The sequence below is a fragment of the Kitasatospora sp. NPDC096140 genome (assembly GCF_040303045.1).
Classification (GTDB): domain Bacteria; phylum Actinomycetota; class Actinomycetes; order Streptomycetales; family Streptomycetaceae; genus Kitasatospora.
This window is the reverse complement of record NZ_JBEOUW010000023.1, coordinates 119,439-146,087: the sequence shown is the minus strand read 5'-3', so window position 1 is coordinate 146,087 and position 26,649 is coordinate 119,439. Positions and strand designations below refer to the sequence as shown.

Sequence of the window (26,649 nt, the reverse complement as noted above, 5' to 3'; positions counted from 1 at the left end):
GGGAGCGAGAGCGAGCCTGGTGGGATGAGTATCGAAACGTACTCGCAGCCGCGCCAATTGATGTGGCGGAAATCGTGAAGAAGTCCGGCAGAACGGGACTACCGCCCAGACGCGGAGGGTCCTGACATGCCGGACAATGGAGAAGGTGCGCGGGCCAGGAGGCCGGCGCCGAAACCGCGTGACGGCAGCGGGAGTTGCACGCACGGCCCACGCGGTGAAGCTGAAGCAGCAGAAGGAGTCACCACGATGTCGAACCAGCCCCAGGACCGTCCCGAGCGTCGATCGGACGACGGCCGAGGCTATGAGCCCCGGTCGCGTGGGGGCTGGTCGAACGACCGTGGCGCCTCCCGCCGCGACGACCGCCCCTCTGGCGGCGGCTACCGCCGTGACGACCGCCCGGGTGGCTACCGTCGCGATGACCGCGATGACCGTCCGCGTCGTGACGACCGTCCCTCCGGCGGTTACGGCCGTGACCGTGACGACCGCGGTGGCGACCGTGGCGGCTTCCGTCGCGACGACCGCCCGACCGGCGGTGGTTTCAACCGCGACCGTGGCGACCGTCCGTCGGGCGGCTTCAACCGTGACCGCGATGACCGCGGTGGCGACCGTGGCGGCTTCCGCCGCGACGACCGTCCCTCCGGTGGGTACGGCCGTGACCGTGACGACCGCGGTGGCGACCGTGGCGGTTTCCGTCGCGACGACCGCCCGTCGGGTGGTTTCCGTCGGGACGACCGCCCGAGCGGCTTCAACCGCGACCGCGATGACCGTCCGCGTCGTGACGACCGTCCCTCCGGCGGGTACGGCCGTGACCGTGACGACCGCGGTGGCGACCGTGGCGGTTTCCGCCGTGACGACCGTCCGGCCGGCGGTGGTTTCAACCGCGACCGTGGCGACCGTCCGTCGGGCGGCTTCAACCGCGACCGTGACGACCGCGGTGGCGACCGTGGCGGTTTCCGTCGCGACGACCGCCCCTCCGGCGGTGGTTTCAACCGCGACCGTGGCGACCGTCCCTCCGGCGGCTTCCGTCGGGACGACCGTCCGGCCGGCGGTGGTTTCAACCGCGACCGTGGCGACCGTCCGTCGGGCGGCTTCAACCGTGACCGTGACGACCGCGGTGGCGACCGTGGCGGCTTCCGCCGCGACGACCGTCCCTCCGGTGGGTACGGCCGTGACCGTGACGACCGCGGTGGCGACCGTGGCGGCTTCCGCCGTGACGACCGCCCCTCCGGCGGTGGTTTCAACCGCGACCGTGGCGACCGTCCCTCCGGCGGCTTCCGTCGGGACGACCGTCCCTCCGGCGGCTTCAACCGTGACCGTGACGACCGCGGTGGCGACCGTGGCGGCTTCCGCCGCGACGACCGCCCCTCCGGCGGTTACGGCCGTGACCGTGACGACCGCGCTGGCGAGCGCGGTGGTTTCCGTCGGGACGACCGCCCGAGCGGCTTCAACCGCGACCGCGGCGACCGTCCCTCCGGTGGGTACGGCCGTGACCGCGACGACCGCGGTGGCGACCGTGGCGGCTTCCGCCGCGACGACCGTGGTGGCGAGCGCGGTGGCTTCCGCCGTGACGACCGCCAGGGTGGTGGCTACCGCCGCGGCGGCGACGACCGTCGTGACGACCGCCGCGACGACCGGGACCGTCGGGACTACGACGACCGCCGTGGCAACTACGAGCCCGTCAAGCGCCTGCCGATCCCGGAGGACGTCACCGGCTTCGAGCTGGACGCGGACGTGCGCCAGGAGCTCAAGAGCCTGCCCAAGACCCTCGCGGACGATGTCGCCCGCAACCTGGTGATGGTGGCCCGCCTGCTCGACGGCGAGGCCGAGGAGGCCTACCAGTACTCGCGCGTCGCGCTCCGTCTGGCGTCCCGCGTGGCCGCCGTCCGTGAGGCGGCCGGTTTCGCCTCGTACATGACGCAGCGTTACTCCGAGGCGCTGACCGAGTTCCGCGCCGCCCGTCGGATGACCGGCCGCGCGGACCTGTGGCCGGTGATGGCCGACTGCGAGCGTGGTCTGGGCCGTCCGGAGCGGGCGCTGGCGATGGCCGGCGAGCCCGAGGTGAAGCAGCTGGACAAGGCCGGCCAGGTGGAGATGCGCCTGGTGGCGGCCGGTGCCCGCAGCGACATGGAGCAGTTCGACGCCGCCGTGGTGACCCTGCAGAGCCCGGAGCTGGCCTCCAGCTCCGTGCAGCCGTGGACCGCGCGCCTGCGGTACGCCTACGCCGAGGCGCTGATCGCGGCCGGCCGTGGCGACGAGGCCCGTGACTGGTTCGCCAAGGCGGCCGAGGCCGACACCGACGGCTCCACCAACGCCTCGGAGCGGCTCGCCGAGATCGACGGCGTGGAGTTCACCGACGCGCTCGACCCGGAGCTGGCCGAGGAGGAGGCCGAGCAGGCCGACGCCCCGGCGAAGAAGCGCACCGGTGACGTCGCCGACGACCGCGTGATCTTCGAGGACGAGGAGGACGTCGAGGAGTTCTACGACGAGGACGACCTCGAAATCGACGAGGACTTCGACGGCGTGGTGCCCGAGCGCGCCAAGGACGTCGAGTCCGCGGACGCCGAGGCCGAGGACGTCAAGGCCGACGAGGCCGACGCCAAGAGCTGAGCGATCGCGTAACGCCGTGAGGCCCTGCCGTTCCCGGACTTCCCGGGGTACGGCAGGGCCTCACGGCGTCCGGGCCCGTGGCACCGCGCGGCGAAGCGCGGGGACGGCCCGGCGCGGGGTCAGCCCAGCGTGAGGTTGCGCAGCACCAGTCCGGTGGCCGGCTTCGGCCCGAAGGAGGTGGACTTGCGCGGCATGGTGACGCCCTGCTCGGCCAGTCGGCGCACCACGCTCTCCCGGACCGGGTGCAGCAGGACGGCGGTGCCGCCGGTGCGCGCGGCCTCCCGTTCGGCGGCGACGGCGGTGTGCAGGTAGCCGATGTCGTCCGGGCCGTCGGGGACGTGCCAGGTGCGGTCGAGCAGGGTGGAGTGCAGGACGGTGGCGTCCAGGTGGCGCCACTCCTCCGGCCGGTCGCGCGGCACGGTGGCGTCCAGCAGCGACTCGTCGGGCTCGCCGAGCAGCCAGTAGACGCCGTCGCCACCCGTCAGCACGAAGCCGTTGCCGCCGTGGCGCTTCTGCTCGGCGAGCGCCTGGAGCGCGGCGGGCAGCGGGCCCGGGACCTCCTTGACCTTCCAGTGGTCGCCGAGCTTCTCCAGCGCCTCGGCCACGGGCAGCCGGTAGAGCACCCGGTGGATCGCGCGGACCCGCAGCGGGTAGCGGGCGGTGTCGACCAGGAGCACCATGCCGCGGTCCCAGGGGCTGCGCGGCAGGTGGCGGTGCTCGCGCTGGAGGCGCAGGTACATCTCCCAGCGGTGGTGGCCGTCGGCGATCAGCGCCCGGCAGGTCGCCAGGTCGCGACCGATCTCGGCGATGTCGGCCCGGTCGGTGACGGCCCACAGCCGGTGGTGGGTGCCGTCGCTGGTGGCGGTGGAGATCAGCGGCTCGCCCTCGACCGTCCGCTCGATCACGCCGGAGGCGCCGCCGTCGCCCCGGTAGGTGAGCAGCAGCGGTTCGAGGTTGGCCCGGGTGGTGCGCATCAGGCCGACCCGGTCGGCGACCGGCCGGGGCATCACGTCCTCGTGGGGGAGGACGACGCCGGCCTCGCGGCCGCTCACCGCGAGGGCGCCGATCAGGCCGCGCTGGAGCAGCTCGGGGGAGTCGGCGGTGGCGGGGACCCGTTGCTCGTACACGTAGATCGCGGGGGCCGGGTCGGCGGCGAGGATCCCCTCGCGCTGCCAGGCGGCCAGCAGACGCGCGGCGTGCCGGTACCGGGTGTCGCGGTCGGGGCGGTCGCCGGCGTCCTCGGGCTCGGGCCTGGGCAGGATCAGCCGGACCACGTTGTGCGGGTCGGCGGTCTCCAGGTCGAGCCGACGGCCCGGGTCGACCACGTCGTACGGCGGGGACGTCACCGCGGCCAGGGCGCCGACCCGGTCGGGGACGTAGCGCAGGCCGCGGAAGGGGGACAGGGACAGGCCGGCGGTGGCGACGTGCCCGGGATCGCCGGGGCCGCCCTCGGGAGTCTCGACTCCGTCTTCTGCACTGGGTGCGCTCATTCTGGGCATCGTAACCGGGTACGCGTTGTTGAGAGATCGGAACACCCGTGCCGACTCGTGGGGCGGGTGTGCGACCGAGGGCGAGGTACCGCATGGACGACGGGCAGGAACGGGTGGACGGCGGCGGTTCGACCGGGTCGGGCGGGCCGGTCGGCGGGGTGCCGCCGCAGAGCCGGTCCGGGGAGCCCGCAGGGGACGTGTACGACTGGTTCCGCCGCGGCGCGCAACTGTTGGCGCAGGGCCATCCGGCGGCCGCCGAGCAGCTGCTGGCGAGAGCGGTGGCGGCCGAGCCGCACTCCCGCAGCATCCGGGAGGCCCTGGCCCGGGCCCAGTTCGACGCGGGTTCGTACGCCGCCGCGCTGGAGAACTTCCGGGCGGTGGCGCTGGCCGACCCGTCGGACGACTACGCTCAGTTCGGGTGGGGGGTCACGGCAGCCCGGCTGGGTGACTTCGAGACCTCCGCCGAGCACCTGGCGCTCGCCGTGGCGATGCGGCCGGAGACCGACCACTACCGGGCGGCCCTGCGGCAGACCCGGGCGACGCTGGCGGCCCGGGCCGGCGCGTACGGCCCGCTGCTGCCTGGGGCTCCCGGGTACCTGGCGCCCCCGCCCGGGGAGGCGGACCGGGCCGGGGGCGAGCCGGACGGCGCCGACGGCGCCGAGGGCGACGTCCGACCGGCCGACGGCTGACCGACGGGCGCAGGGCCGACGGATGCCGGGTCGGTGAGTGCCGGGTCGACGGGTGCCGGGCCGACCGTGGGGCCCGACGGGCCCGGTGCCGGTGGGCGCGGCGTCGCACAGCGTGGTGCGGCGGCGAGGTGTACGACGTGATCGACGACGCAGTGAACGACGACGCAGTGAACGACGACGCAGTGAATGAGGTAGCGCAGCCATGACCGATTCGGCCACCCCCGTGCGACGGACCGCCCCCGGCGGCAGCGAGCGGCCGCTGACCGAGGCCTACGACACGGCGCTGCTGGACCTGGACGGCGTGGTCTACGCGGGCGCCCGGGCGATCGAGCACGCGGTGTCCGCCCTGGACGCCGCCCGGACGGCCGGGATGCGGCTGGCCTACGTGACCAACAACGCCTCCCGCCCGCCGCGGGTGGTGGCCGAGCACCTGACCGAGCTGGGCGTGCCGGCCGAGCCGACGGACGTGATCAACTCGGCGCAGGCGGCCGCCCGGGTCGTCGCCGAGAAGGTGCCGGCCGGGGCGAAGGTGCTGGTCGTGGGCGGCCTCGGGCTGGAGGAGGCGCTGGCCGACCTGGGGCTGGTCGCGGTCCGCTCGCTGGCCGACGAGCCGCTCGCGGTGGTCCAGGGCTTCGACCCCTCGGTGGGGTGGGCGGACCTGGCGGAGGCCTCGTACGCGGTGCAGAGCGGGCTGCCGTGGGTGGCGTCCAACCTGGACCTGACGGTGCCGCGGGCCCGCGGTATCGCGCCGGGCAACGGCACGCTGGTCGCGGCGGTGCGGGCGGCGACCGGGGTGGAGCCGGAGGTGGCGGGCAAGCCGCTGCCGCCGATGCACCGGGAGACCGTGCTGCGCACCGGCGCGAAGCGGCCGCTGGTGGTCGGGGACCGGCTGGACACCGACATCGAGGGCGCCTTCAACGGCGGGGTGGACAGCCTGCTGGTCTTCACCGGGGTGACCACCCCCGAGCTGCTGCTGGCGGCCCCGGTCGAGCACCGGCCGACCTACCTGGCTGCCGACCTGCGCGGGCTGCTGGTCCCGCACGCGGCGGTGACGGCCGAGGCCGGCGGCTTCGCGTGCGGCGGCCGGGTCGCGGACGTGGAGGGCGGCGCGCTGCGGCTGACCGGGTCGGGCGACCGTTGGGACGGTCTGCGGGCGCTGTGCGCGGCGGCGTGGGCGGCGCTGGACGCGGACGGTGAGCCGGTGGACGGACGGAAGGCCCTGGCCGAGCTGGGCTTCTGAGGTCCGCCGGGGCCCGGTGGTCCCGGCTCCTGCGGAACGGGGCGGGCCGGGGCCGGCGTCAGAGAAGGGTGCGCAGTCGCAGCAGATCGCGGAAGCCGGCCTCCAGCCGGACCCGGCCGCCGGCCCAGGCGGCGGCGAAGTTGAGGCGGCCGTCGACCATCGCGACCAGGTCGTCGCTGCTCATGGTGAGCCGGATCTCGGCCTTCTCGGCGGGCGGGCCGGGCGTGGTGACCACGTCCTGGATCCGGCCGTCGCGCAGCCGCCCGGTGAAGGTCAGGTCCAGGTCGGTGATCCGGCAGCTGAGCGACCGGTCCAGGGACGCGGCCTTGCGGACGTTGCCGCTGGACTGCGACATGTTCCGGCTGAGCTGTTCCAGGGCCTCCCGGCACTCCTCGACGTCGGCCATGGGCGGCGGCTCCCTCCCCCGGTCGCTACGGTGCTGACTGCGGGCCACGGTACCTCAGCGGGGTTTTGGCGGTAGCGTCGTCCGTGGGGTGCCCGGAACGGCCCGGGTACTGAGGGCGACGGAGCGACGCGAAGGCGATTGGGAGGCACCCGGATGCTGCCGAGGACGGTTCGGGGAGTGGTGGAGACCGCCGCCGGGGTGGTCGAGGAGGTCGGCAAGCGGGTCGTCGTGACGGCCGCCTCGATGCTGGAGAAGGCCGGGGTCGACGTCACGGAGGTCGAACGCCGGCTGGGCGGGGAGTTCCCGCCGTCGGCGAAGACGCTGCAGACGCTGGCGGGGGAGGCGGTCACCGCCGGGCTGGCCGGGGTCGACCTGGCGGTCGGGGTGGCGCGCAACGAGGCGGAGAAGGTCTTCGAGAAGGTCGGCGACCAGGTCACCAAGGTCGGCGTGGTGCTGGCGTACCTGGAGAGCAAGCTGCGCGAGGTCGAGGAGGAGACCCCGGCGGCGCCCGGCGAGGGTGCGTACGGCTCGGAGGAACCGGTGCCGGCGCCGCGGGCGGACGACCTGTTCGGGCGCGGCTGGGAGTACGAGGACGAACCGTCCGGCCGGTCGGCGAGGGAGCCGATAATCGCCGAACGGGTGGAGGTGGACGCGCCGGTCGAGGTCGACCCGCCGGTCCCGCCGGCCGCGCGGTTCTCGCCGACGCCGCCGGAGCCGAAGGAGCAGGCGCAGAAGGCTCCCACGCGGAAGACGACGGCGAAGAAGGCCGCGGTGAAGAAGGCGGCGGCGAAGAAGGCCGCGGCGAAGAAGGCCGCCCCGGCCGGGGACAGCGCCGCCGAGAAGACGGCGACGCCCGGGACGGCGGCCGGGAAGGCCGCGGCCGAGAAGGCGGCTGCCACGCCCGCGAAGCCCGCCAAGGCTGCGAAGGCTGCCAAGGCTGCCAAGAAGACCACGACGGTCAAGAAGACCGCCTCCGCCGGGCGGGGCACCGCCGCCGAGCAGTCGGCCGCGCAGCCCAAGGCACCGGCGAAGCGCACGGCGACCAGGAAGACCACCGTCCGCAAGGCCACCAGCGTGAAGAAGCCCGATGCCCGGGACGAGTGAGCCGGCCGCAGCGCCCGGGGGCATCGGGTCGGCGCCGGGGGTGGAGCCGCTCGGCGTCGACCTGCAGCCCACCGGTCATCCCGTGGTGGACGCCGCACTGGCCCGGTTGGAGGCTCTGGACGGGGCCCCCGCCGAGGAGCACGTCGCGGTGTACGAAGATGTTCACCAGCGGATGGCCGACACGCTGGCCGCGCTCGACCAGGAATGACCCGCGGGACCCGTAGGAGCTGAAACACCAGTGGCAGTGGCACGACGCCGACTCGACGCGGAGCTGGTCCGCCGCAAGCTGGCCCGGTCGCGTGAGCACGCGTCCGAGCTGATCGCGGCCGGCCGGGTGACCGTCGGCGGCACCACCGCGACCAAGCCGGCCACCCAGGTGGAGACCTCGGCGGCGGTCGTGGTGGCCAAGGACGAGAACGACCCCGACTACGTCTCGCGCGGGGGCCACAAGCTCGCCGGGGCGTTCGCCGCCTTCGTGCCGCAGGGCCTGGTGGTCGAGGGCCGCCGGGCGCTGGACGCCGGCGCGTCAACCGGCGGGTTCACCGACGTGCTGCTGCGCGCCGGGGCGGCCCGCGTGCTGGCGGTGGACGTCGGGTACGGGCAGCTCGCCTGGTCGCTGCAGAGCGACGAGCGGGTCACCGTGATGGACCGCACCAATGTGCGCGAGCTGACGCTGGACCTCATCGGCGGCACCCCGGTGGACCTCGTGGTGGGCGACCTGTCGTTCATCTCGCTGGGCCTGGTGCTCCCGGCGCTCGCCTCCTGCGCGGCCGAGGACGCCGACCTGGTGCTGATGGTCAAGCCGCAGTTCGAGATCGGCAAGGAGCGCCTGGGCAGCGGCGGGGTGGTGCGCAGCCCGGAGCTGCGCGCCGAGATGGTGCGCCAGGTCGCCGGGCAGGCGTGGGAGCTCGGGCTGGGCGTGCGCGCCGTCACCGCGAGCCCCCTGCCGGGACCGTCGGGCAACGTGGAGTACTTCCTGTGGCTGCGGCGGGACGCCCCGCAGCTGGACCCCGCGGACGCGGACCGGGCCGTGGCGGAGGGGCCCCGGTAGGGTGCTCAGCGGACGTCCGGCCCGTCATGCTGTATGGCGGCCGCACCGGGGCCATGAGAGACCCGGCAGGCGTGAGGGAGAGGGCAGCGGCATGAGCGATGAAGAACGTACGGTCTTCCTGATCGCGCACACCGGCCGGGAGGCGGCGCTGCGCAGCGTCGAGGGCCTGGTGCACGGGCTGCTGAAGTCCGGGCTCCGGATCAGACTGCTGGAGGCCGAGGCGGTCGACCTGGACCTGCCGGACGGCGTCGAGAAGGTGGCCGAGGGCCCCGGGGCGGCGGACGGCTGCGAGCTGATCCTGGTGGCCGGCGGGGACGGGACGCTGCTGCGCGGGGCCGAGCTGGCGCGCTCGCACGGGCTGCCGATGCTCGGGATCAACCTGGGCCGGGTGGGCTTCCTCGCCGAGGCCGAGCGGGACGACCTGGCCGTGGTGGTCGAGCGGGTGGTCGACGCGGACTACGAGGTCGAGGAGCGGATGACGATCGACGTCATCGTCCGCACCAACGGCGACGTGGTGCACGAGGACTGGGCGTTGAACGAGGCCTCGATCGAGAAGGCGTCCCGGGAGCGGATGCTGGAGGTGGTGACCGAGGTGGACGGCCGCCCGGTCTCCAACTTCGGCTGCGACGGCGTGGTGTGCGCCACGCCGACCGGCTCCACCGCGTACGCGTTCTCCGGCGGCGGGCCGGTGGTGTGGCCCGAGGTGGAGGCGCTGCTGATGGTGCCGATCTCGGCGCACGCGTTGTTCGCCCGCCCGCTGGTGACCTCGCCCGAGTCGGTGCTGGCCGTCGAGGTGCAGCCGAAGACCCCGCACGGCGTGCTCTGGTGCGACGGGCGGCGCTCGGTCGAACTGCCCGCCGGGGCACGGGTGGAGGTCCGCCGGGGCCGGACCCCGGTGCGGCTGGCCAGACTGCACCGGGCGCCGTTCACCGACCGGCTGGTGGCCAAGTTCGCGCTGCCGGTGACGGGTTGGCGCGGCCGGGCGAACCACCACTAGGAGCGCACGGCCGGGCCGCACCGTCGGACCGGCCCCGGACCGTACCCCTGGTCCGGGGCCGGCCCGGCCGCGGACGGCCCGTCAGACCGCCAGCGGCTGGGCCTCGTCGGTCGGGCCGAGCCGCCCGCCCGCCGTCGCGCGGGCGGCGACCGCGGCCAGGCGGCCGACGGCGGCCGGCACGGTCGCGGCGGGCACGGTGAGCGGGATCCGGATGTGGTGCTCGAACGCGCCGTCCGAGCCGAAGCGGTTGCCCGAGGCGACCCGCACCCCGCCGTGCTCCCCGGCCTGCGCCAGCGCCGCGCCGGACAGGCCGGCGGTGGAGACCCACAGCGCGAGCCCGCCGGTCGGCATCGGGAAGCTCCAGTCCGGCAGCTGCTCCGGCAGCGCGGCGGCGAAGGCGTGCGCGGTGGCCCGCAGCCGCGCCAGCTGGTGCGCCCGTACGGCGGGCAGCGGCTCGCCCAGCAGTTCGGCGGCGATCAGCTGGTCCAGCACCGGGGTGCCGACGTCGCTGTAGACCCGCTCGCCGGCCAGCCGGCGCACCAGCGCGGGCGCGGCCCGGACCCAGCCGATCCGCAGGCCGCCCCACAGGAGCTTGCCGGCCGAGCCGACGGTGACCACCTGGGCGGACCGGTCCAGCGCCGCCACCGGGCGCGGCAGCGGCACGGACTCCGGTACGCCCCAGCCGAGTTCGGCGGTGGTCTCGTCGACCAGCACGATGCTTCCGGCGGCCCGGGCGGCGGCCAGCAGCTCGCGGCGCTGCTCCTCGCCGATCAGCGCGCCGGTCGGGTTGTGGAAGTCCGGGATCACGTAGGCGAGCCTGGGCGCGGCGCCGCGCAGCACCCGCTGCCACTCCTCCGCGTCCCACCGCGGCGCCGGCCCGCCGTCCGGTCCCGGGCGGTACGCGAAGGGCACCGGGACCAGGCGGGCGCCGGAGAGCCGCAGTGCCTGCAGGGTGTGCGCGTAGCTGGGCGCCTCGACGGCGACCCGGTCGCCGCGGCCCACCAGCACCCGCTGGACCAGGTGCAGGCCGCCCATCGCGCCGGTGGTGATCAGGATCTGGTCGGGCGTGGTCGCCAGTCCGCGCTCGGTGTAGCGGCGGGCGACGGCCTCGCGCAGCACCGGGACGCCGGTGGGGTAGTGGCCGTGCCCGGAGGCGTAGTACGGCAGCTGTTCGACGGCCCGGGCGGCGGCGGCGCCGAACCAGGGCTGCGGGGCGGGCGGGGCGGCGACGCCGAGGTCCAGGGTGCGGCCCTGCTCGTCCGGCGGGACGGGGTGCAGGGCGTCACCGGGCGGCGGGGCGCCCTCGGGCAGGGCGGTCCAGCTGCCCGCGCCGCGCCGGCTGTGCAGGTAGCCGTCGCCGCGCAGCGTCTCGTACGCGGTGGCGACGGTGGTGCGGCTCAGCTCCAGGGCGGTGGCCAGCTCGCGCTCGGCGGGCAGGCGGGCGCCGACCGGCAGCCGGCCCTCGGTGACCAGCAGCCGGATCTGCCCGGCGAGGGTGCGGTAGGCGGGCCGGCGGGCGGTGGCCGGTTCGGGGAGCCGGGCGGTGGCGAGCAGCCGGGCCAGCGCGGGCGGGGTGACGGTGGTGTGCCAGTCGGCCATGGATATCAGTCCACTTGCTCGGGATTGGCCCTGGGGCGGGCCGTTTTGGCTCGTCCATCATGGCAGGGTGGCTGTACCGGCCGCCACCGCCGGGCGGACCGGAGGTGCAGCACCACCGCAGGAGCACCAGTGGCCACGTCGACCACGCCCCGACCGGGCACGCCCGTACCGACGACCGGAGAACCCGCCGGGGAGAGCAGCCTCGCGGCCCGCGTCCTCGGCGACACCCACGGCCTGGGCCGCCGGGTCCCGCAGCTGTTCGCCGGCCTCGCCCTGTACGGCGCGAGCATGGCGCTGATGCTCCGCTCCGGCCTCGGCCTCGACCCCTGGGACGTCCTCCACCAGGGCCTGCAGCGCAGCATCGGGCTCTCGGTCGGGGCCTGGGTGACGATCTGCGGCGCCCTGGTGCTGCTGCTGTGGATACCGCTGCGCCAGCGTCCGGGGCCGGGCACCGTCGCCAACGTGCTGGTGATCGGCGCGGCGATGGACCTCACCCTGCGGGTCGTCGACGGTTTCGCGGTCCTGCCCGTGCGGATCGCCGTGATGGCCGGCGCGATCGTGCTCAACGGCCTGGCCAGTGGCCTCTACATCGGCGCCCGCCTCGGCCCCGGCCCGCGGGACGGACTGATGACCGGCCTGCACCGGCGCACCGGCCGCTCGCTGCGGCTGATCCGCACCGGCATCGAGCTGACCGTCCTGGCCGTCGGCCTGCTGCTCGGCGGCACCGCCGGGATCGGCACGGTCGCGTACGCGCTGGCCATAGGCCCCCTGGTGCAGGTCTTCCTGCCCCTGTGCACCGCACGTGTGACCGCACCTGTGACCGCGCCCACACCCGGCTCCCAGCCCGCACGAAACCGCCGGAAGGGGTGAACTTCGGGGCACGGAGTTGCCGCGCGCCGTTGTCGCTCGTCGCGCGCCGGGGGCGGAACCTCGTATGGTCGTCTCCGTGTTGGACGAGATGCGGATACGGGATCTTGGGGTCATCGACGACGCGGTGGTCGAACTGGCCCCCGGCTTCACCGCCGTGACCGGTGAGACCGGCGCGGGCAAGACCATGGTCGTCACCAGCCTCGGCCTGCTGCTCGGCGGGCGCGCCGACCCGGGCCTGGTGCGCAACGGCACCGGACGGGCCGTCGTCGAGGGCCGGCTGGAACTGCCCGCCGACTCCCCGGTGGCGGCCCGGGCCGTCGAGGCCGGAGCGGAACTGGACGACGGAGCCCTGCTGATCAGCCGGACCGTCTCCGCCGAGGGCCGCTCCCGGGCGCACGTCGGCGGGCGGGCCGTGCCGGTCGGGCTGCTCGCCGAACTCGGCGAGGACCTGATCGCCGTGCACGGCCAGACCGACCAGCAGCGCCTGCTGCGCCCGGCCCGCCAACGCGGCGCGCTGGACCGGTACGCGGGCGAGGCGGTGGCCGAGCCGCTGGCCCGCTACCGGGAGACCTACCGCACCCTGCGCGAGGTCTCCGCGACCCTGGAGGAGCTGACCACCCGGGCCCGCGAGCGCGCCCAGGAAGCCGACCTGCTGCGCTTCGGCCTGGACGAGATCGCCGCCGCCGAGCCGGTGGCCGGCGAGGACGCCGAGCTCGCGGCCGAGGCCGAGCGGCTCGGCCACGCCGACGCGCTGTCCTCCGCCGCCGCCCTCGCGCACGCCGCACTGGCCGGCGACCCGGCCGACCCGGAGGCCCTGGACGCGGGCACCCTGCTCGGGCAGTCCCGCCGCGCCCTGGAGGCCGTGCGCCACCACGACGAGCGCCTGGCCGCCCTCGCCGACCGCCTCAACGAGGTCGGCTACCTGCTCGCCGACGTGGCCGGCGACCTGGCCGGCTACGCGGACGACCTGGACGCCGACCCGGTGCGCCTGGCCGCCGTCGAGGACCGCCGGGCCGTGCTCGCCCAGCTGCTGCGCAAGTACGGCGGCGAGGAGAACACCCTCGCCGAGGTGATCGCCTGGGCCGAGGCCGGGGCCGTACGGCTCGCCGAACTCGACGGCGACGACGACCGGATCGACGAGCTCGGCGCCCGCGAGACCGAACTGCGGGCCGAGCTGGCCGAGCTCGCGGCCGAGGTGTCGGCCGCCCGGCAGGCCGCGGCCGGGCGCTTCGCCGCGGCCGTGTCCGCCGAACTCGCCGAACTGGCCATGCCGCACGCCCGGGTGACCTTCTCGATCAGCCAGGTCGACGACCTCGGCGGGATCGAGGTCGGCGGCCGCACCGTCGCGTACGGCCCGCACGGCGTGGACGAGGTCGAGGTGCTGCTCGCCCCGCACCCGGGCGCCCAGCCCCGCCCGATCGCCAAGGGCGCCTCCGGCGGTGAGCTGTCCCGGGTCATGCTCGCCGTCGAGGTGGTCTTCGCGGGCGCCGACCCCGTCCCGACCTACCTGTTCGACGAGGTGGACGCGGGCGTCGGCGGCAAGGCCGCGGTCGAGATCGGCCGCCGGCTGGCCAAGCTGGCCGAGTCCGCCCAGGTCGTGGTGGTCACCCACCTCCCGCAGGTCGCCGCGTTCGCGGACCGGCACCTCGTGGTGGAGAAGACCAACGACGGCACCGTGACCCGGAGCGGGGTCAAGGTGCTGAACGACGAGGAGCGGGTGCGCGAACTCTCCCGGATGCTGGCGGGCCTGGAGGACTCGGAGCTGGGCCGTGCCCACGCCGAGGAACTGCTGGCCGCCGCCCGGGCCCCGCGCCACCGGTAGCCGGCGCCGGCGGCCCCGCGGACCGTCGGCGACGCGCCCCGGTGGCGCCGACTGTCCAAGAGGGCCGCCGACCTGGCATGGTGGCCGCTGGACACTGGCTTCCCAGCCCCGAGCGCCGCCCGGCGGGCAATCCTCGCGAAGCGGCGCGCGAACCTGATCGAGTCGGATGCGAGACGACGTGGACCATTCCGCCGCCCGGGCCACCGCGGCCGCCCCGGAACCGGGGCAGCTGCACGTGGTACTCGTCCTGGCCGCCAGCACCGGCGGCATCGGTGCGCACGTGCGCTCCCTGGCCCAGGGCCTGGTCGCGCACGGGGTGATCGTCACGGTCTGCGCGCCGGCCGGCACGGACGCGCTGTTCGGTTTCTCCCGCACGGGCGCCAGGTTCCACACCGTCGACATCACCCCCACCGCGGGCGCCCGCAGCGACGCCACCGCGATCGGCGAGCTGCGCCGGGCCTTCACCGGTGCGGACGTGGTCCACGCCCACGGGCTGCGCGCCGGGCTGCTCTCGGACCTCGCGCTGCGCACCGCCGGCCGGTTCCCGGGCCTGCGCCCGGAGACCCCGCTGGTGGTCACCTCGCACCACGCGCTGCTGGCCACCGGCATGGAGCGCCGGCTGCAGAGGCTGATGGAGCGCCGGGTCGCGCGCGCCGCCGACCTGGTCCTCGGGGCCTCCTCCGACCTGGTCGCCCGGGCCCGCGAACTGGGCGCCACCGACGCCCGGCTGGGCCCGGTGGCCGCCCCGCCGATGCCCGAGGGCCGGTTCGGCCGGGCCGAGGCGCGCGCCGCGCTGCTCGGCGGGGGCCCGGACCGCCCGCTGGTGCTGGCGGTGGGCCGTCTCGTCCCGCAGAAGGCCTTCGGGCTGCTGCTGGACGCCACCCGGGAGCTGGCCGCGCTGGACCCCGAGCCGCTGGTCCTGCTCGCCGGGGACGGCCCGGAGGCGGGCCCGCTGCGTGAGCGGGCGGCCGCCGAGAAGCTCCCGGTGCGGCTGCTCGGCTACCGCACCGACGTGCCCGACCTGCTGGCCGCCGCCGACGTGGTGGTGGTCCCCAGCCGCTGGGAGGCCCGCTCGCTGGTGGTGCAGGAGGCGATGCGGGCCGGCGTGCCGGTGGTCGCCACCGCCGTCGGCGGCATCCCCGAACTGGTCGGTGACGCCGCCGTGCTGGTGCCCTCCGGCGACCCGGCCGCGATCGGCGGCGCGGTGCGCGGGCTGCTGTCCGACCCGGCCCGCCGCGAGGCGCTGGTGGCGGCCGGCCGGCAGCAGGCCGAGACCTGGCCGGACGAGGCCGCCACCGTCGCCCAGGTGCTCAGCACCTACGACGAGCTGGTGCAGCGCAGTTAGGGCCCCGCCCCCAGCCCGTCCCGAGGCGGCTCCGAGCACGCCCAGGGCACGCTCAGGACGCTCAGGGCCGGCTCCGGTGCGTCAGACCGTCGCCTGCTCGACGCGGTCGGCGGCCCGGCCGTCCGGCTGGGCGGACAGGTACGCGGCGCCGCACGCGGTCAGCCGTAGGGCGGTGTCGATCAGCGGGACGTGGCTGAAGGCCTGCGGGAAGTTGCCGACCTGGCGCTTGAGGCGCGGGTCCCACTCCTCGGCGAGCAGGCCCAGGTCGTTGCGCAGCGACAGCAGCCGGTCGAAGAGGTCGCGGGCCTCCTGCACCCGGCCGATCATGGCGAGGTCGTCGGCCAGCCAGAACGAGCAGGCCAGGAACGCGCCCTCGTGGCCGGAGAGGCCGTCCACGTTGTTGCCCGACTCGTCGTGGGTCGGGTAGCGCAGCACGAAGCCGTCCTCGGTGGACAGTTCGCGCTGGATCGCCTCGATGGTGCCGATCACGCGCTTGTCGTCCGGCGGCAGGAAGCCGACCTGGGGGATGAGCAGCAGTGAGGCGTCCAGCTCCTTGCCGCCGTAGTACTGGGTGAAGGTGTTGCGCTCCGGGTCGTAGCCCTTCTCGCAGACGTCCCGGTGGATGGTCTCGCGCAGCTCGCGCCAGCGCTCCAGGTGGCCGTCGGCGGGGGCGTCCTCGGGGGTCTGCTCCAGCAGCTTGATGGTGCGGTCGACCGCGACCCAGGCCATCACCTTGGAGTGGACGAAGTGCCGGCGCGGGCCGCGCACCTCCCAGATGCCCTCGTCCGGCTCCTGCCAGTGCTCCTCCAGGTACTCGATCAGGCGCAGCTGCAGGTGGTGGGCGTGGTCGTTGCGGACCAGGCCGGTCATGTGGGCCAGGTGGAGGGCCTCCACCACCTCGCCGTAGACGTCGAGTTGGAGCTGCCCGGCGGCGCCGTTGCCGACCCGGACGGGCTGCGAGCCCTCGTAGCCGGGAAGCCAGTCCAGCGAGGACTCGGTGAGCTCGCGCTCGCCGGCGATGCCGTACATGATCTGCAGGTTCTCCGGGTCCCCGGCGACGGCCCGCAGCAGCCACTCGCGCCAGGCCTTGGCCTCGTCGCGGTAGCCGGTGCGCAGCAGGGAGGAGAGGGTGATCGCGGCGTCGCGCAGCCAGGTGTAGCGGTAGTCCCAGTTCCGTTCGCCGCCGATGTCCTCGGGCAGCGAGGTGGTGGGGGCGGCGACGATGCCGCCGGTGGGGGCGTAGGTGAGGCCCTTGAGGGTGATCAGGGAGCGGACCACGGCCTCGCGGTAGGGGCCCTGGTAGGTGCACTGGTCGGCCCACTCGTGCCAGAAGTCGGCGGTGGCGTCGAGCATCACCTCGGCGTCCGGGGTCCGGGGCGCGTCCAGGTGGGAGGCCTGCCAGGTGAGGGCGAAGGCGATCCGCTCGCCGGCCGTGACGGTGAAGTCGGCGTAGGTGGTGAGGTTGCGGCCGTAGGTCTCCGAGACGCCGTCCAGCCAGACGGAGTCGGGTCCGGCCATGGCGACGGTGCGGTGGGTGCCGTCGGCCTGCTCGACGCGGTGCACCCAGGGCACGATGCGGCCGTACGAGAAGCGCATCCGCAGCGCCGAGCGCATCCGGACGGTGCCGGCCACGCCCTCGACGATCCGGATCACCTGGGGGACGGCGTCCTTGCCGGCCAGCGGGCGCGGCGGCATGAAGTCGATCACCCGGACGGTGCCGCCCTGGGCGTCCCACTCCTGCTCCAGGATCAGCGAGTCGCCCCGGTAGCGGCGGCGGTCGGCGGGCACGGCGGGGGCGGCGGCGGTGGGCGGCGGCACCCGGAGGTCGGCGGTGTCGGCGAGGCGGACCCGGCCCCCGGTGGTGAGGGCGGTGGCCGTGGCGGGCGCGGGGACCTCGGTCAGGACGGCTTCGGCGGGGCCGATCCGCCAGAAGCCGTGTTCATCGGTGCCCAGCAGGCCGGCGAACACGGCCGGCGAGTCGAAGCGGGGCAGGCAGAGCCAGTCCACCGCCCCGTCCCTGCTGACCAGGGCGGCGGTCTGCATGTCCCCGATGAGTGCGTAGTCCTCGATACGGCCGGCCACGTGGATCTCCAGTTCGCAATGTGGTCAGGGCATCGGCGAGACGAGGGAGCGGGTCTGCGGGGCCGGAGGTCCACCCCGGGACGTCCGGTCTGCCGGGGGGTGGTGGCAGGCCTTGCTGGAGTGTCCGCGCGGGGCTCGGTCGAGCCCCTGGAGTGGGTGGGGAGGAGCTGCAATACGGGGAGGTCCGGTCGCGCATCGGGGACCGGGAGCGTCCTGACCCTCCCACGCCCTCCGCGTGCTCGTGCTGTCGGCGATGCGTCCGAGCAGCTTACGACGGACGAAAGGGGCGAAGCACGCGGGCGCCGCCCGGTGTGGCGCCGCAATTCGGCGGAAATGCCGTGCATCGCGGAGGCGTGGCGCAGGATGGTCCGGAAGGATCACCTCCGGGTGGTCCCTGTGGAGGAGCCGCCATGACCCGGACGGATACGGCCGGCTGGCCCGGTCCGGTGGGTCGTGCGACCGGTGTGACTCATGCGGCGGATGATGCGCCGGTGGTGCGCCCGGCGTGCGCCCCAGGTGCGGTGCGCGCGGCCCGAACGGCGTCCGGGTCGGGTCACTGTTACCCTGGTATCCCGTGGACCGGCGGGATCAAACGCCCCGGACCAGCCGAACCGGCGACTCTTCGAGCGCGGTGCCCAGCACCCGCCACCGTCGCCCGGCGAACCCCGAGCCTCCCGCCCACGTCACTTTCGACACGCGACCCACGGGAGCCCCCTCTTGGCACAGCCCCATTCCGGCAAGGCAGCGAACGGCCGAGCCGTGACGACCAAGCACCTCTTCGTCACCGGGGGTGTCGCCTCTTCGCTCGGCAAGGGGCTCACCGCCTCCAGCCTCGGAGCCCTGCTCAAGGCCCGCGGCCTGCGCGTCACGATGCAGAAGCTCGACCCGTACCTCAACGTGGACCCGGGCACCATGAACCCGTTCCAGCACGGTGAGGTGTTCGTCACCGACGACGGCGCCGAGACCGACCTGGACATCGGCCACTACGAGCGGTTCCTGGACACCAACCTGCACGGTTCGGCGAACGTCACCACCGGCCAGGTGTACTCGACCGTCATCGCCAAGGAGCGCCGCGGCGAGTACCTGGGCGACACCGTCCAGGTCATCCCGCACATCACCAACGAGATCAAGTCCCGGATCCGCCGGATGGCGACCGAGGACGTCGACGTCGTGATCACCGAGGTCGGCGGCACCGTCGGCGACATCGAGTCGCTGCCGTTCCTGGAGGCCGTCCGCCAGGTCCGCCACGAGGTCGGCCGGGACAACGTGTTCTTCGTGCACGTCTCCCTGCTGCCGTACATCGGCCCCTCGGGCGAGCTCAAGACCAAGCCCACCCAGCACTCCGTCGCCGCGCTGCGCAACATCGGCATCCAGCCGGACGCCATCGTGCTGCGCGCCGACCGCGAGGTGCCGCAGGCCATCAAGCGCAAGATCTCGCTGATGTGCGACGTGGACGAGGAGGCCGTGGTCGCGGCCATCGACGCCAAGTCGATCTACGACATCCCGAAGGTGCTGCACGGCGAGGGCCTGGACGCCTACGTGGTGCGCCGCCTGGACCTGCCGTTCCGCGACGTGGACTGGACCACCTGGGACGACCTGCTGCGCCGCGTCCACGAGCCGCAGCACATCGTCAAGGTCGCCCTGGTCGGCAAGTACATCGACCTGCCCGACGCCTACCTGTCGGTGACCGAGGCCCTGCGCGCCGGCGGCTTCGCCAACAACGCCCGGGTCGAGATCAAGTGGGTCACCTCGGACGACTGCGAGACGCCCGAGGGCGCCCGCGAGCAGCTGGGCGACGTGGACGCGATCTGCATCCCCGGCGGCTTCGGCGACCGCGGCGTCAACGGCAAGGTCGGCGCCATCACCTTCGCCCGTGAGAACAAGGTCCCGCTGCTCGGCCTGTGCCTGGGCCTGCAGTGCGTGGTCATCGAGGCGGCCCGCAGCCTGGCCGGCCTGCCCGAGGCCAACTCCACCGAGTTCGACGCCGCCGCCAAGCACCCGGTCATCTCCACCATGGCCGAGCAGCTGGCCATCGTCGACGGCAAGGGCGACCTGGGCGGCACCATGCGCCTGGGCCTCTACCCGGCCAAGCTCGCCGAGGGCTCGATCGTCCGCGAGGTCTACGGCGGCGAGCAGTACGTCGAGGAGCGCCACCGCCACCGCTACGAGGTCAACAACGCCTACCGCGCGGACCTGGAGAAGACCGGCCTGCAGTTCTCCGGCCTCTCCCCGAAGGGCGACCTGGTCGAGTACGTCGAGTACCCGCGCGAGGTGCACCCCTACCTGGTGGCCACCCAGGCCCACCCGGAGCTGAAGTCCCGCCCGACCCGCCCGCACCCGCTGTTCGCGGGCCTGGTCAAGGCCGCCATCGAGATCAAGACCGCGGCCTCCGCGTAGTTTTCCTCTCACCGGCCTCGGTCGTTCACCGGACGGCGGCCCCGCGATTCCCGCGGGGCCGCCGTTCGGCGTTAGATTGTGTCGTACTGACGAAAAGGGGAGAGCGATGGACGAGCACAGCGACCCGGTGATCGCCGACGTGGCCGAGGAGTGGGAGGTCCGGGCGAGCGGGACGCCGTTCCAGGGCAAGGTCACCGGCGTGCGCAGCGAGGAGGTCCGGATGCCCGACGGCAGCTGGGCCCGCCGCGACTACCAGACCCACCCCGGCTCGGTCTCCGTCCTCGCCCTGGACGGGGAGCAGCGGGTGCTGGTCCTGCGCCAGTACCGCCACCCCGTGCGCCAGCGGCTCTGGGAGCTGCCGGCCGGCCTGCTCGACGTCCCCGGCGAGAACCCCTGGCACGCCGCGCAGCGCGAGCTGTACGAGGAGGCCCACTGCAAGGCCGGCACCTGGCGGATCCTCGCCGACTACTACACCTCGCCGGGCGGCACCGACGAGGCGCTGCGGATGTTCCTGGCCACCGACCTGGCGGCGGCCGAGGGCGAGCGCTACGCCGCCGAGGGCGAGGAGCAGGAGATCGAGGTCGCCTGGGTGCCCGTGCCGGAACTGATCGGGCTGATCCAGGCCGGACAGCTGCACAACCCGACCCTGATCACCGGCACCCTCGCCGTGCACGCCGCGCTCACCGGCCCGGACGGGCTGGACGCGCTGCGCCCGGCGGACTCGCCCTGGCCGGCCCGGCCCTTCGAGGCGTGAGCGAACCTCCCGGCGGATCCGGTGAACCGCCGGGCGAACCGTCCGGTGAACCCGATGGCGCACCTGATGGCGAACCACCCCGCGCACCTTCCGGCGAACCGCCCGGTTGATTCGCCCGGGTGATTCGCCGGTTCGTACGACCGGTCACCTCGGCTCAGCCGGACGGTCGAACTACGCTTCGCAGACAGGGCGCCCGTCCCGGGCCGCCTCCGCTGAGCACCGGGCACCCCGTCCGGATGCCGAGCGCCGGATGCCCAGCTCCGGATGCCGAGCGCGGGATGACGTCGGGAGTGGCACGGGTGGCGAGGAAGACGGCGACGACGGACCCCGGCCCCGACGTGCCCGCCGGGGCCGTCCCAGGCCTGGACCGACTCCCGGCCGGGCCCACGCTCTTCGTCGGCCGGCGCGCCGAGCTCGCCGCGCTGCGGGCGGCCGCCACCCGTCCGGTGAGCGGCCGCTGCCCGGTCCTGGTCCTGGCCGGGCGCCCCGGCTCCGGGCGGACCGCGCTGGCCGCACGCTTCGCCCGCACCGTCGCCGCCGACTACCCGGACGGCGTGCTGTTCGCCCGGCTCTCCGCCCCCGACGGCGGACGGGTCCCGCCCGCTCGGGCCGCCCGACTGCTGCTGGAGCAGCTCGACCCGGAATCGGCCGTGCCGCTGCCCGGGGTGGTCGAGGACGGACGGGACGAGCCCGGCTGCGTCGCGCTGCGCGAGGCGCTGGCGGGACTGCGGGTGCTGCTCGTGCTGGACGACGTGCGGGACGCCGGACAGGTGTGGCCGCTGCTCGCCGACGAGCCCGGCTGCCTGGTGCTGGCCACCACCGCGGGGCCGCTCACCGGGATCGAGGACATCGATCCGGTGATCCTCGGCGGGCTGGACCGGACGGCCTCCGGCGAACTGCTGGCCGACCTGGTCGGCGGCACCCGGGTCTCCTGCGACCCGGTCGGCGCGGCCGACCTGGCCGAGGCCTGTGCCGCCCGGCCGGCCGCGTTGCGGCTGATGGCGGGGTGGCTGCGGGGGAACGCGAAGACCGCGGTCACCGACGCGGCGCGCGAGCTCACCCGGGTGGTGGGCGAGGAGACGGGGACGACCCCGGGGGCCAAGGGCGCCGCGGACGACGCGGTGAAGGCGGGGGCGGAGCAGGCGAAGCCGTCGGCGAACGCCCGGAAGGACGCACGCAAGGACGCGTCACGGAACGGGTCGGCGAACGGGTCGGGGAACGGGTCGGGGAACGCGTCGGGGAACGCGCCAAAGAAGAAAGAGGAGGGCGGGGTCGCTCCCGGTGCCGGGGCGGCCGCTCCCGGTGTCGGGTCGGCGGGCGACCGGGCGGCCTGGGTGAAGCCCGGCCCGGAGCCGGCCGAGCCGGTGCCCGTCCCCGACAACGACCCGCTGCTAGGCGCGTTCACGCTGCTGTACCGCGGGCTGCCGGCCGCCCAGGCGCGGATGCTGCGCACCCTCACCCTGGCCCCGGCGCAGACCGCCGACCCGCGCACCGCCTCCGCCTTGGTCGGCTGCCCGGTGCCGGACGCGGCCGCGACCCTGACCGCGCTGGCCGAGCGGGAGCTGCTCGGCGCGGAGGCGCCGGCCGCCGACGGCACCCCGCGCTACCGGGTGCCCGGGCGCCTCTACCCCCGGCTGGTCCGGCTCCGCGAGCAGGAGGACCGGCCCGCCGAGACCGAACTCGCCCGGGCCCGGCTGCTGGAGCGGCTGGTCCGGCTCACCGAGTCGGCCCGTGCGCTGCTCGACCCCGAGGGCGGCCCCGCCCCCGACCCGCTGCCGGCCGCATTGCGGCTGCACTCGCCCGAGCACGCCCGTGAGTGGCTGCTCGGCGAGCGGGAGTTGCTGCTCGGCGCGGTGGCCGACGCGATCGGCCAGGGCGACCTGGACGGCTCGGCCGGGCGGCTGGTCACCGCGCTGCTGCGGGCACTGCCGCTGACCGGCGCCCCCGCGCCCGCGGACCTCTACCGGCTGCACGAACTGGTGCTGACCGTCGCCGAGCGCAACGGCCGGCCCCGCCGGGCCTCGGCCGCCCTGCTCAACCTCGGTGACCTGCAGGTCGCGGCCGGCCGCTGGGAGCAGGCGGCCGCGCACTACCGGGCCGCCCTGGAGCACGCCCGGAAGGCCGACGACGAACCGCTCTGCGCGCGCGCCCTGGAGGGCGCGGCCGGCTGCCACCGGGCGCTCGGCGACGCGGTGCGCGCCGCCGACTGGTACGGGCGGGCGCTCGGGCTGCGCCAGTCGCTCGGAGACCACGCGGCCGAGGCCCGGCTGCTTGCCCGGGTGGCCGAGGCGCACACCGCCCAGCGCCGTTTCGACGAGGCGGACCGCGAGTACCGGGCGGCCCTCGCCGTGCTGCGCCGGCTGGGCGACGAACACGCAAGGGAAGCCGTCGGGGCGGCCCTCGCGGACCTGCGGGAACGCGTCGACGCCGGGTGGTGAAGGGCGTTTCAGAGGTATTGTCGAAGATGCCCGGTTGGGACGTCTTTGGTAGGTAAGTCGCAGGGGAAGCCTACGAACCTGCCAATGCGTGCGGGAAAATTATTCACTTTGGAAGGCTGACACGCCGACTGGGCTTCATTACACTCGGACCTAGTCGCGCAGCGATCCCCGCCCCGGGCTGCCCGGAGGCTTCCCCACGTGCGCGTCGCCCACCGGTCTTCTCCGGTCGGGACCCCCATGGCAAGAGGACGTGTTCAGTCGTGAAGGTCGGCATCCCCCGCGAGGTCAAGAACCACGAGTACCGCGTGGCCATCACGCCCGCCGGCGTGCATGAGCTGGTCCGCAACGGACACGAGGTCTACATCGAGGACAACGCCGGTCTCGGCTCCTCGATCCCGAACGAGGAGTACGTGGCCGCCGGCGCCACCATCCTCCCCACCGCCGACGAGGTGTGGGCCACTGCCGACCTGCTGCTGAAGGTCAAGGAGCCCATCGCCTCCGAGTACCACCGGCTGCGCAAGGGCCAGACCGTCTTCACGTACCTGCACCTGGCGGCCGACCGCTCCGGCACCGACGCCCTGATCGCCTCCGGCACCACCGCCATCGCGTACGAGACCGTGCAGCTCGGCAACGGTGCGCTGCCGCTGCTCGCCCCGATGTCCGAGGTCGCGGGCCGCCTGGCCCCGCAGGTCGGCTCGTACCACCTGATGCGTCCGGCCGGCGGCCGCGGCGTGCTGCCCGGTGGCGTGCCCGGCACCCACCCGGCCAAGGCCGTCGTCATCGGCGGTGGCGTCTCCGGCTGGCACGCGGCCACCATCGCCATCGGCATGGGCTACGACGTGACCCTGCTGGACCGCGACATCAACAAGCTGCGCGAGGCCGACCGCATCTTCGGCACGAAGATCAAGGCCATCATGTCCAACTCCTTCGAGCTGGAGAAGGCCGTCCTCGACGCCGACCTGGTCATCGGTGCCGTGCTGATCCCGGGCGCCAAGGCCCCGAAGCTCGTCACCAACGAGCTGGTCTCCCGCATGAAGCCGGGCTCCGTGCTCGTCGACATCGCCATCGACCAGGGCGGCTGCTTCGAGGACTCGCACCCGACCACGCACGACGACCCGACCTTCCAGGTCCACAACTCGGTCTTCTACTGCGTGGCCAACATGCCGGGCGCCGTCCCGAACACCTCCACCTACGCGCTGACCAACGCCACGCTGCCGTACGTCATCGAGCTGGCTAACCGCGGGTGGAAGGAGGCGCTGCGCCGTGACCCGGCGCTCGCCAAGGGCCTGAACGTGCACGAGGGCCAGATCACCTTCCCGGCCGTGGCCGAGGCCTTCGGCCTGGAGTCGGTCTCCCTGGAGAGCGTGCTCGCCTGAACCCCCTGACCGCACGGCGGTCGTTCGCCCCCGACCCGATCCCTTCGGGTCGGGGGCTTCACCATGCCCGTGAACGGCCGATTGACCGGATAGGTCGCTCTGTCGTCAATTTCTGTCGGTCGTGTCACCCGCCCGCAGAAACGTCGGGGTCGATGACCCACTCATCCCTTGACAGCAGCCCGCCTGATAGTCGACACATCCTGCCCACTACCGTGGATTGTGTTGCTGCGAACGCCTTGAACGGCCTAGAGTCGCAAACCGTCGGCATGCTGCCACGCTGACGAATCGACATAGAGTCCTGGATGCCCAAGGAGGTAAGACGACTTGTGAATGAGTCGACAATTGCTCCCGGGGGTGGTCAGCCAGGACTGGCGGAGCACACCGCCGGCCAGCCGAGTGTGGAGCCCGGGGCCCGGCAGCCCTCCGTGGGTTCGGCCGAGGTCGGCTCGGTCGCACTCCGCACCTTCGAAGCACGCCAGAACACAGCACAGGTGACCACGGTGACCGATCACGACACCGACTTGGCGGCCTACGGCCTGGCCTACGGAGAGTTCGCCTACGGCGCCTACGACGACCCGGACGCCGAGTACGAGCCGGACCCGGAGTACGCCGCCACGCTGGCCCCCGACGCCGCGCGCCAGCGCCGCGAGCGGGTCGGCCCGACCGGCCGCCCGCTGCCGTACTTCCCGATCCCCGCGCCGGTCGCCGAGCACGGCCCCGCCCAGATCATCGCCATGTGCAACCAGAAGGGCGGCGTCGGCAAGACCACGTCGACCATCAACCTGGGCGCGGCACTGGCCGAGTACGGCCGCCGGGTGCTGCTCGTCGACTTCGACCCGCAGGGCGCGCTCTCGGTCGGCCTCGGCGTCAACCCGATGGAGCTCGACGTCACCGTCTACAACCTGCTCATGGAGCGGGGCCTGACGGCCGATGAGGTGCTTCTGAAGACCGCGGTCCCGGGCATGGACCTGCTGCCGTCCAACATCGACCTCTCCGCCGCCGAGGTGCAGCTGGTCAGCGAGGTGGCCCGGGAGTCCGCGCTGGCGCGCGCCCTGAAGCCGCTGCTGCCCGACTACGACTACGTCATCATCGACTGCCAGCCCTCGCTGGGCCTGCTGACGGTCAATGCACTGACGGCCGCTCACAGCGTGATCGTTCCGCTGGAGTGCGAGTTCTTCGCGCTGCGCGGTGTCGCGCTGCTGACCGAGACCATCGAGAAGGTGTGCGAGCGGCTCAACCCCGAGCTGCGCCTGGACGGCATCCTCGCGACCATGTACGACTCGCGCACCGTGCACAGCCGCGAGGTGCTGGCGCGGGTCGTCGAGGCGTTCGGCGAGCACGTCTTCCACACCGTCATCGGGCGGACCGTGCGGTTCCCGGAGACCACCGTCGCCGGCGAGCCCATCACCACGTACGCCACCAACTCGGTCGGTGCCGCCGCCTACCGCCAGCTCGCCAGGGAGGTGCTCGACCGGTGCCGCCCCGCCGAGTGAGTCTCCCGGGTGCCGACGAGCTGTTCCGGACCACCGGCGGGATGGCGCTGTCGCCGTCCCTCGCGTCGCGTCCGGCCGCCGAGGCATCCAGACCGGAGACCGCGCGGACCGTCAACGGCTCGGACGGCGCCGAGTCCGCACAGGGTGCCCAGGGCGTCCCGGGGCCCCAAGGGGCTCAGGGTCACCAGGGTGCCCAGGGCTCCCGGAGCGACCGGCAGCTGACGCCGGAGCAGCAGGCGTCCGGCGTCGTACCGGCGCCCGCGCAGCCGCCCGTCCAGCGGCCGGGCGGGGCCCAGGTCGCGCCGGGTACCCAGGCGGTCGGCACGACCGTGCCGGGTGGCCGAGGCGCCGCCGCCGCTCCGGCGGCCCGGGCGCACGCGGGAACCGCCGAGGAGCAGGCCGGTGCCGCCGGGCGCGCACGGCCGCGCGGCCGCGCGCCGCGCCGACCCAGCGGGCGCGAGCGGCACGACGAGAAGATCACCGTGTACGTGTCCGCCGAGGAGCTCATGGATCTGGAGCACACCCGGCTGGTGCTGCGCGGTGAGCACGGCCTGGCCGTGGACCGCGGACGGATCGTGCGGGAGGCCATCGCGGTCGTCCTGGCGGACCTGGAGCAGCGGGGCGAGGCCTCCATCCTGGTCCGGCGCCTGCGCGGCCGCTAGGACGCGGCGGGCCGGTGGGTCGCGCGGGCGGTAGGGCGGGCGGCGCGGTGCGGTAGGGCCGGCAGGTCGGCCGGAGAGCCCGACAGGGGCGCCGAGGGGCCTCGGGCCCGGCGCCGGAGGCCCGCCGCTGGGCGGCCGGGCGCCAGGACTCTTCACCCGAGGGCATGGGGTCGCTGCCTCGGGGTCGGGCCTGATCGGGTGCCGAGGGCCATGAGGTCCGTGCATGG

Annotated in this window: 20 protein-coding genes and 1 pseudogene; 17 read left to right on the top strand and 4 right to left on the bottom strand. The window is 74.5% G+C overall.

What is annotated here, in order from left to right:
- Positions 1 to 246: 246 nt before the first annotated feature.
- Positions 247 to 1,185 (top strand): annotated as a pseudogene (locus ABT048_RS23980) (hypothetical protein); the annotation flags it as partial.
- 501 nt (positions 1,186 to 1,686) lie between these two features.
- Positions 1,687 to 2,607 carry a tetratricopeptide repeat protein gene (locus tag ABT048_RS23975; protein WP_350523519.1) on the top strand — a complete coding sequence of 307 codons (921 nt, stop codon included), beginning with the start codon at positions 1,687 to 1,689 and terminating at the stop codon, positions 2,605 to 2,607.
- Between the two features lie 119 nt (positions 2,608 to 2,726).
- On the opposite strand, the gene ABT048_RS23970 is transcribed toward ABT048_RS23975, so the two are convergent.
- Entirely contained in the window at positions 2,727 to 4,097 is a 1,371-nt protein-coding gene (locus tag ABT048_RS23970; RefSeq protein WP_350523513.1) for a DUF1015 family protein, read from the bottom strand.
- 92 nt (positions 4,098 to 4,189) lie between these two features.
- On the opposite strand from ABT048_RS23970, the gene ABT048_RS23965 reads away from it, so the two are divergent.
- Both ABT048_RS23965 and ABT048_RS23960 read left to right on the top strand, forming a co-directional pair.
- On the top strand, positions 4,190 to 4,786 hold the full coding sequence (locus ABT048_RS23965) for a tetratricopeptide repeat protein (protein WP_350523512.1): 597 nt from the start codon (positions 4,190 to 4,192) through the stop codon (positions 4,784 to 4,786).
- Between the two features lie 202 nt (positions 4,787 to 4,988).
- Positions 4,989 to 6,026 carry an HAD-IIA family hydrolase gene (locus tag ABT048_RS23960; RefSeq protein ID WP_350523511.1) on the top strand — a complete coding sequence of 346 codons (1,038 nt, stop codon included), beginning with the start codon at positions 4,989 to 4,991 and terminating at the stop codon, positions 6,024 to 6,026.
- Positions 6,027 to 6,084: 58 nt separating this feature from the next.
- On the opposite strand, the gene ABT048_RS23955 is transcribed toward ABT048_RS23960, so the two are convergent.
- Positions 6,085 to 6,432: an SCP2 sterol-binding domain-containing protein gene (locus ABT048_RS23955; RefSeq protein ID WP_350523510.1), complete on the bottom strand. Its 348-nt coding sequence runs from the start codon at positions 6,430 to 6,432 to the stop codon at positions 6,085 to 6,087.
- Positions 6,433 to 6,609: 177 nt separating this feature from the next.
- Between ABT048_RS23955 and ABT048_RS23950 the strand changes: the two genes are divergently transcribed.
- The 4 genes from ABT048_RS23950 to ABT048_RS23935 all read left to right on the top strand — a co-directional run bounded on the left by ABT048_RS23950 (position 6,610) and on the right by ABT048_RS23935 (position 9,584).
- The gene (locus ABT048_RS23950) at positions 6,610 to 7,536 is read left to right on the top strand and encodes a hypothetical protein (protein WP_350523509.1); all 927 of its coding nucleotides are present in this window, start codon (positions 6,610 to 6,612) and stop codon (positions 7,534 to 7,536) included.
- Entirely contained in the window at positions 7,520 to 7,744 is a 225-nt protein-coding gene (locus ABT048_RS23945) for a hypothetical protein (RefSeq protein WP_350523508.1), read from the top strand. The genes ABT048_RS23950 and ABT048_RS23945 overlap by 17 nt, the downstream gene beginning before the upstream one ends.
- Before the next feature lie 36 nt (positions 7,745 to 7,780).
- Positions 7,781 to 8,587, top strand: a complete 807-nt coding sequence (locus ABT048_RS23940) for a TlyA family RNA methyltransferase (RefSeq protein ID WP_350523518.1) — start codon at positions 7,781 to 7,783, stop codon at positions 8,585 to 8,587.
- Between the two features lie 91 nt (positions 8,588 to 8,678).
- A complete protein-coding gene (locus tag ABT048_RS23935; protein WP_350523507.1) occupies positions 8,679 to 9,584 on the top strand; it encodes an NAD kinase in 906 nt (301 codons plus the stop codon).
- An 81-nt stretch (positions 9,585 to 9,665) separates the two neighbouring features.
- Here the strand turns inward: ABT048_RS23935 and yczR are convergent, their stop codons facing one another.
- A complete protein-coding gene (gene yczR / locus ABT048_RS23930) occupies positions 9,666 to 11,183 on the bottom strand; it encodes a MocR-like transcription factor YczR (RefSeq protein WP_350523506.1) in 1,518 nt (505 codons plus the stop codon).
- 129 nt (positions 11,184 to 11,312) lie between these two features.
- On the opposite strand from yczR, the gene yczE reads away from it, so the two are divergent.
- The 3 genes from yczE to ABT048_RS23915 all read left to right on the top strand — a co-directional run bounded on the left by yczE (position 11,313) and on the right by ABT048_RS23915 (position 15,220).
- The gene (yczE, locus tag ABT048_RS23925; protein WP_502894070.1) at positions 11,313 to 12,053 is read left to right on the top strand and encodes a membrane protein YczE; all 741 of its coding nucleotides are present in this window, start codon (positions 11,313 to 11,315) and stop codon (positions 12,051 to 12,053) included.
- Between the two features lie 64 nt (positions 12,054 to 12,117).
- Positions 12,118 to 13,875 carry a DNA repair protein RecN gene (gene recN, locus ABT048_RS23920; protein ID WP_350523505.1) on the top strand — a complete coding sequence of 586 codons (1,758 nt, stop codon included), beginning with the start codon at positions 12,118 to 12,120 and terminating at the stop codon, positions 13,873 to 13,875.
- Between the two features lie 166 nt (positions 13,876 to 14,041).
- Positions 14,042 to 15,220, top strand: coding sequence for a glycosyltransferase family 4 protein (locus ABT048_RS23915; RefSeq protein ID WP_350523504.1), 1,179 nt, complete (start codon positions 14,042 to 14,044; stop codon positions 15,218 to 15,220).
- Positions 15,221 to 15,301: 81 nt separating this feature from the next.
- Here ABT048_RS23915 and ABT048_RS23910 read toward each other — a convergent pair whose 3' ends face one another.
- Complete coding sequence (locus ABT048_RS23910) at positions 15,302 to 17,302, bottom strand: glycoside hydrolase family 15 protein (RefSeq protein ID WP_350523503.1); 2,001 nt, start codon at positions 17,300 to 17,302, stop codon at positions 15,302 to 15,304.
- A gap of 759 nt (positions 17,303 to 18,061) precedes the next feature.
- On the opposite strand from ABT048_RS23910, the gene pyrG reads away from it, so the two are divergent.
- From pyrG to ABT048_RS23880, 6 genes are all read left to right on the top strand, one after another.
- Positions 18,062 to 19,699: a CTP synthase gene (gene pyrG / locus ABT048_RS23905; protein WP_350523502.1), complete on the top strand. Its 1,638-nt coding sequence runs from the start codon at positions 18,062 to 18,064 to the stop codon at positions 19,697 to 19,699.
- Positions 19,700 to 19,805: 106 nt separating this feature from the next.
- Positions 19,806 to 20,453, top strand: coding sequence for an NUDIX domain-containing protein (locus ABT048_RS23900; RefSeq protein WP_350523501.1), 648 nt, complete (start codon positions 19,806 to 19,808; stop codon positions 20,451 to 20,453).
- 299 nt (positions 20,454 to 20,752) lie between these two features.
- A complete protein-coding gene (locus ABT048_RS23895; protein ID WP_350523500.1) occupies positions 20,753 to 22,891 on the top strand; it encodes a tetratricopeptide repeat protein in 2,139 nt (712 codons plus the stop codon).
- Positions 22,892 to 23,151: 260 nt separating this feature from the next.
- Positions 23,152 to 24,267 carry an alanine dehydrogenase gene (gene ald / locus ABT048_RS23890; protein ID WP_350523499.1) on the top strand — a complete coding sequence of 372 codons (1,116 nt, stop codon included), beginning with the start codon at positions 23,152 to 23,154 and terminating at the stop codon, positions 24,265 to 24,267.
- 425 nt (positions 24,268 to 24,692) lie between these two features.
- Positions 24,693 to 25,760, top strand: coding sequence for a ParA family protein (locus ABT048_RS23885; RefSeq protein WP_030290161.1), 1,068 nt, complete (start codon positions 24,693 to 24,695; stop codon positions 25,758 to 25,760).
- Positions 25,757 to 26,422 carry a hypothetical protein gene (locus ABT048_RS23880; protein ID WP_350523497.1) on the top strand — a complete coding sequence of 222 codons (666 nt, stop codon included), beginning with the start codon at positions 25,757 to 25,759 and terminating at the stop codon, positions 26,420 to 26,422. The genes ABT048_RS23885 and ABT048_RS23880 overlap by 4 nt, the downstream gene beginning before the upstream one ends.
- The last annotated feature ends 227 nt before the right edge of the window (positions 26,423 to 26,649 follow it).

Coding starts and splice junctions, on each gene's coding strand:
- ABT048_RS23900 (WP_350523501.1), top strand. CDS start 19,806: ATGGACGAGCACAGCGACCCGGTGATCGCCGACGTGGCCGAGGAGTGG.
- ABT048_RS23935 (WP_350523507.1), top strand. CDS start 8,679: ATGAGCGATGAAGAACGTACGGTCTTCCTGATCGCGCACACCGGCCGG.
- ABT048_RS23970 (WP_350523513.1), bottom strand. CDS start 4,097: ATGAGCGCACCCAGTGCAGAAGACGGAGTCGAGACTCCCGAGGGCGGC.
- ABT048_RS23945 (WP_350523508.1), top strand. CDS start 7,520: ATGCCCGGGACGAGTGAGCCGGCCGCAGCGCCCGGGGGCATCGGGTCG.
- yczR (WP_350523506.1), bottom strand. CDS start 11,183: ATGGCCGACTGGCACACCACCGTCACCCCGCCCGCGCTGGCCCGGCTG.
- ABT048_RS23955 (WP_350523510.1), bottom strand. CDS start 6,432: ATGGCCGACGTCGAGGAGTGCCGGGAGGCCCTGGAACAGCTCAGCCGG.
- ABT048_RS23965 (WP_350523512.1), top strand. CDS start 4,190: ATGGACGACGGGCAGGAACGGGTGGACGGCGGCGGTTCGACCGGGTCG.
- ABT048_RS23915 (WP_350523504.1), top strand. CDS start 14,042: ATGCGAGACGACGTGGACCATTCCGCCGCCCGGGCCACCGCGGCCGCC.
- recN (WP_350523505.1), top strand. CDS start 12,118: ATGGTCGTCTCCGTGTTGGACGAGATGCGGATACGGGATCTTGGGGTC.
- ABT048_RS23960 (WP_350523511.1), top strand. CDS start 4,989: ATGACCGATTCGGCCACCCCCGTGCGACGGACCGCCCCCGGCGGCAGC.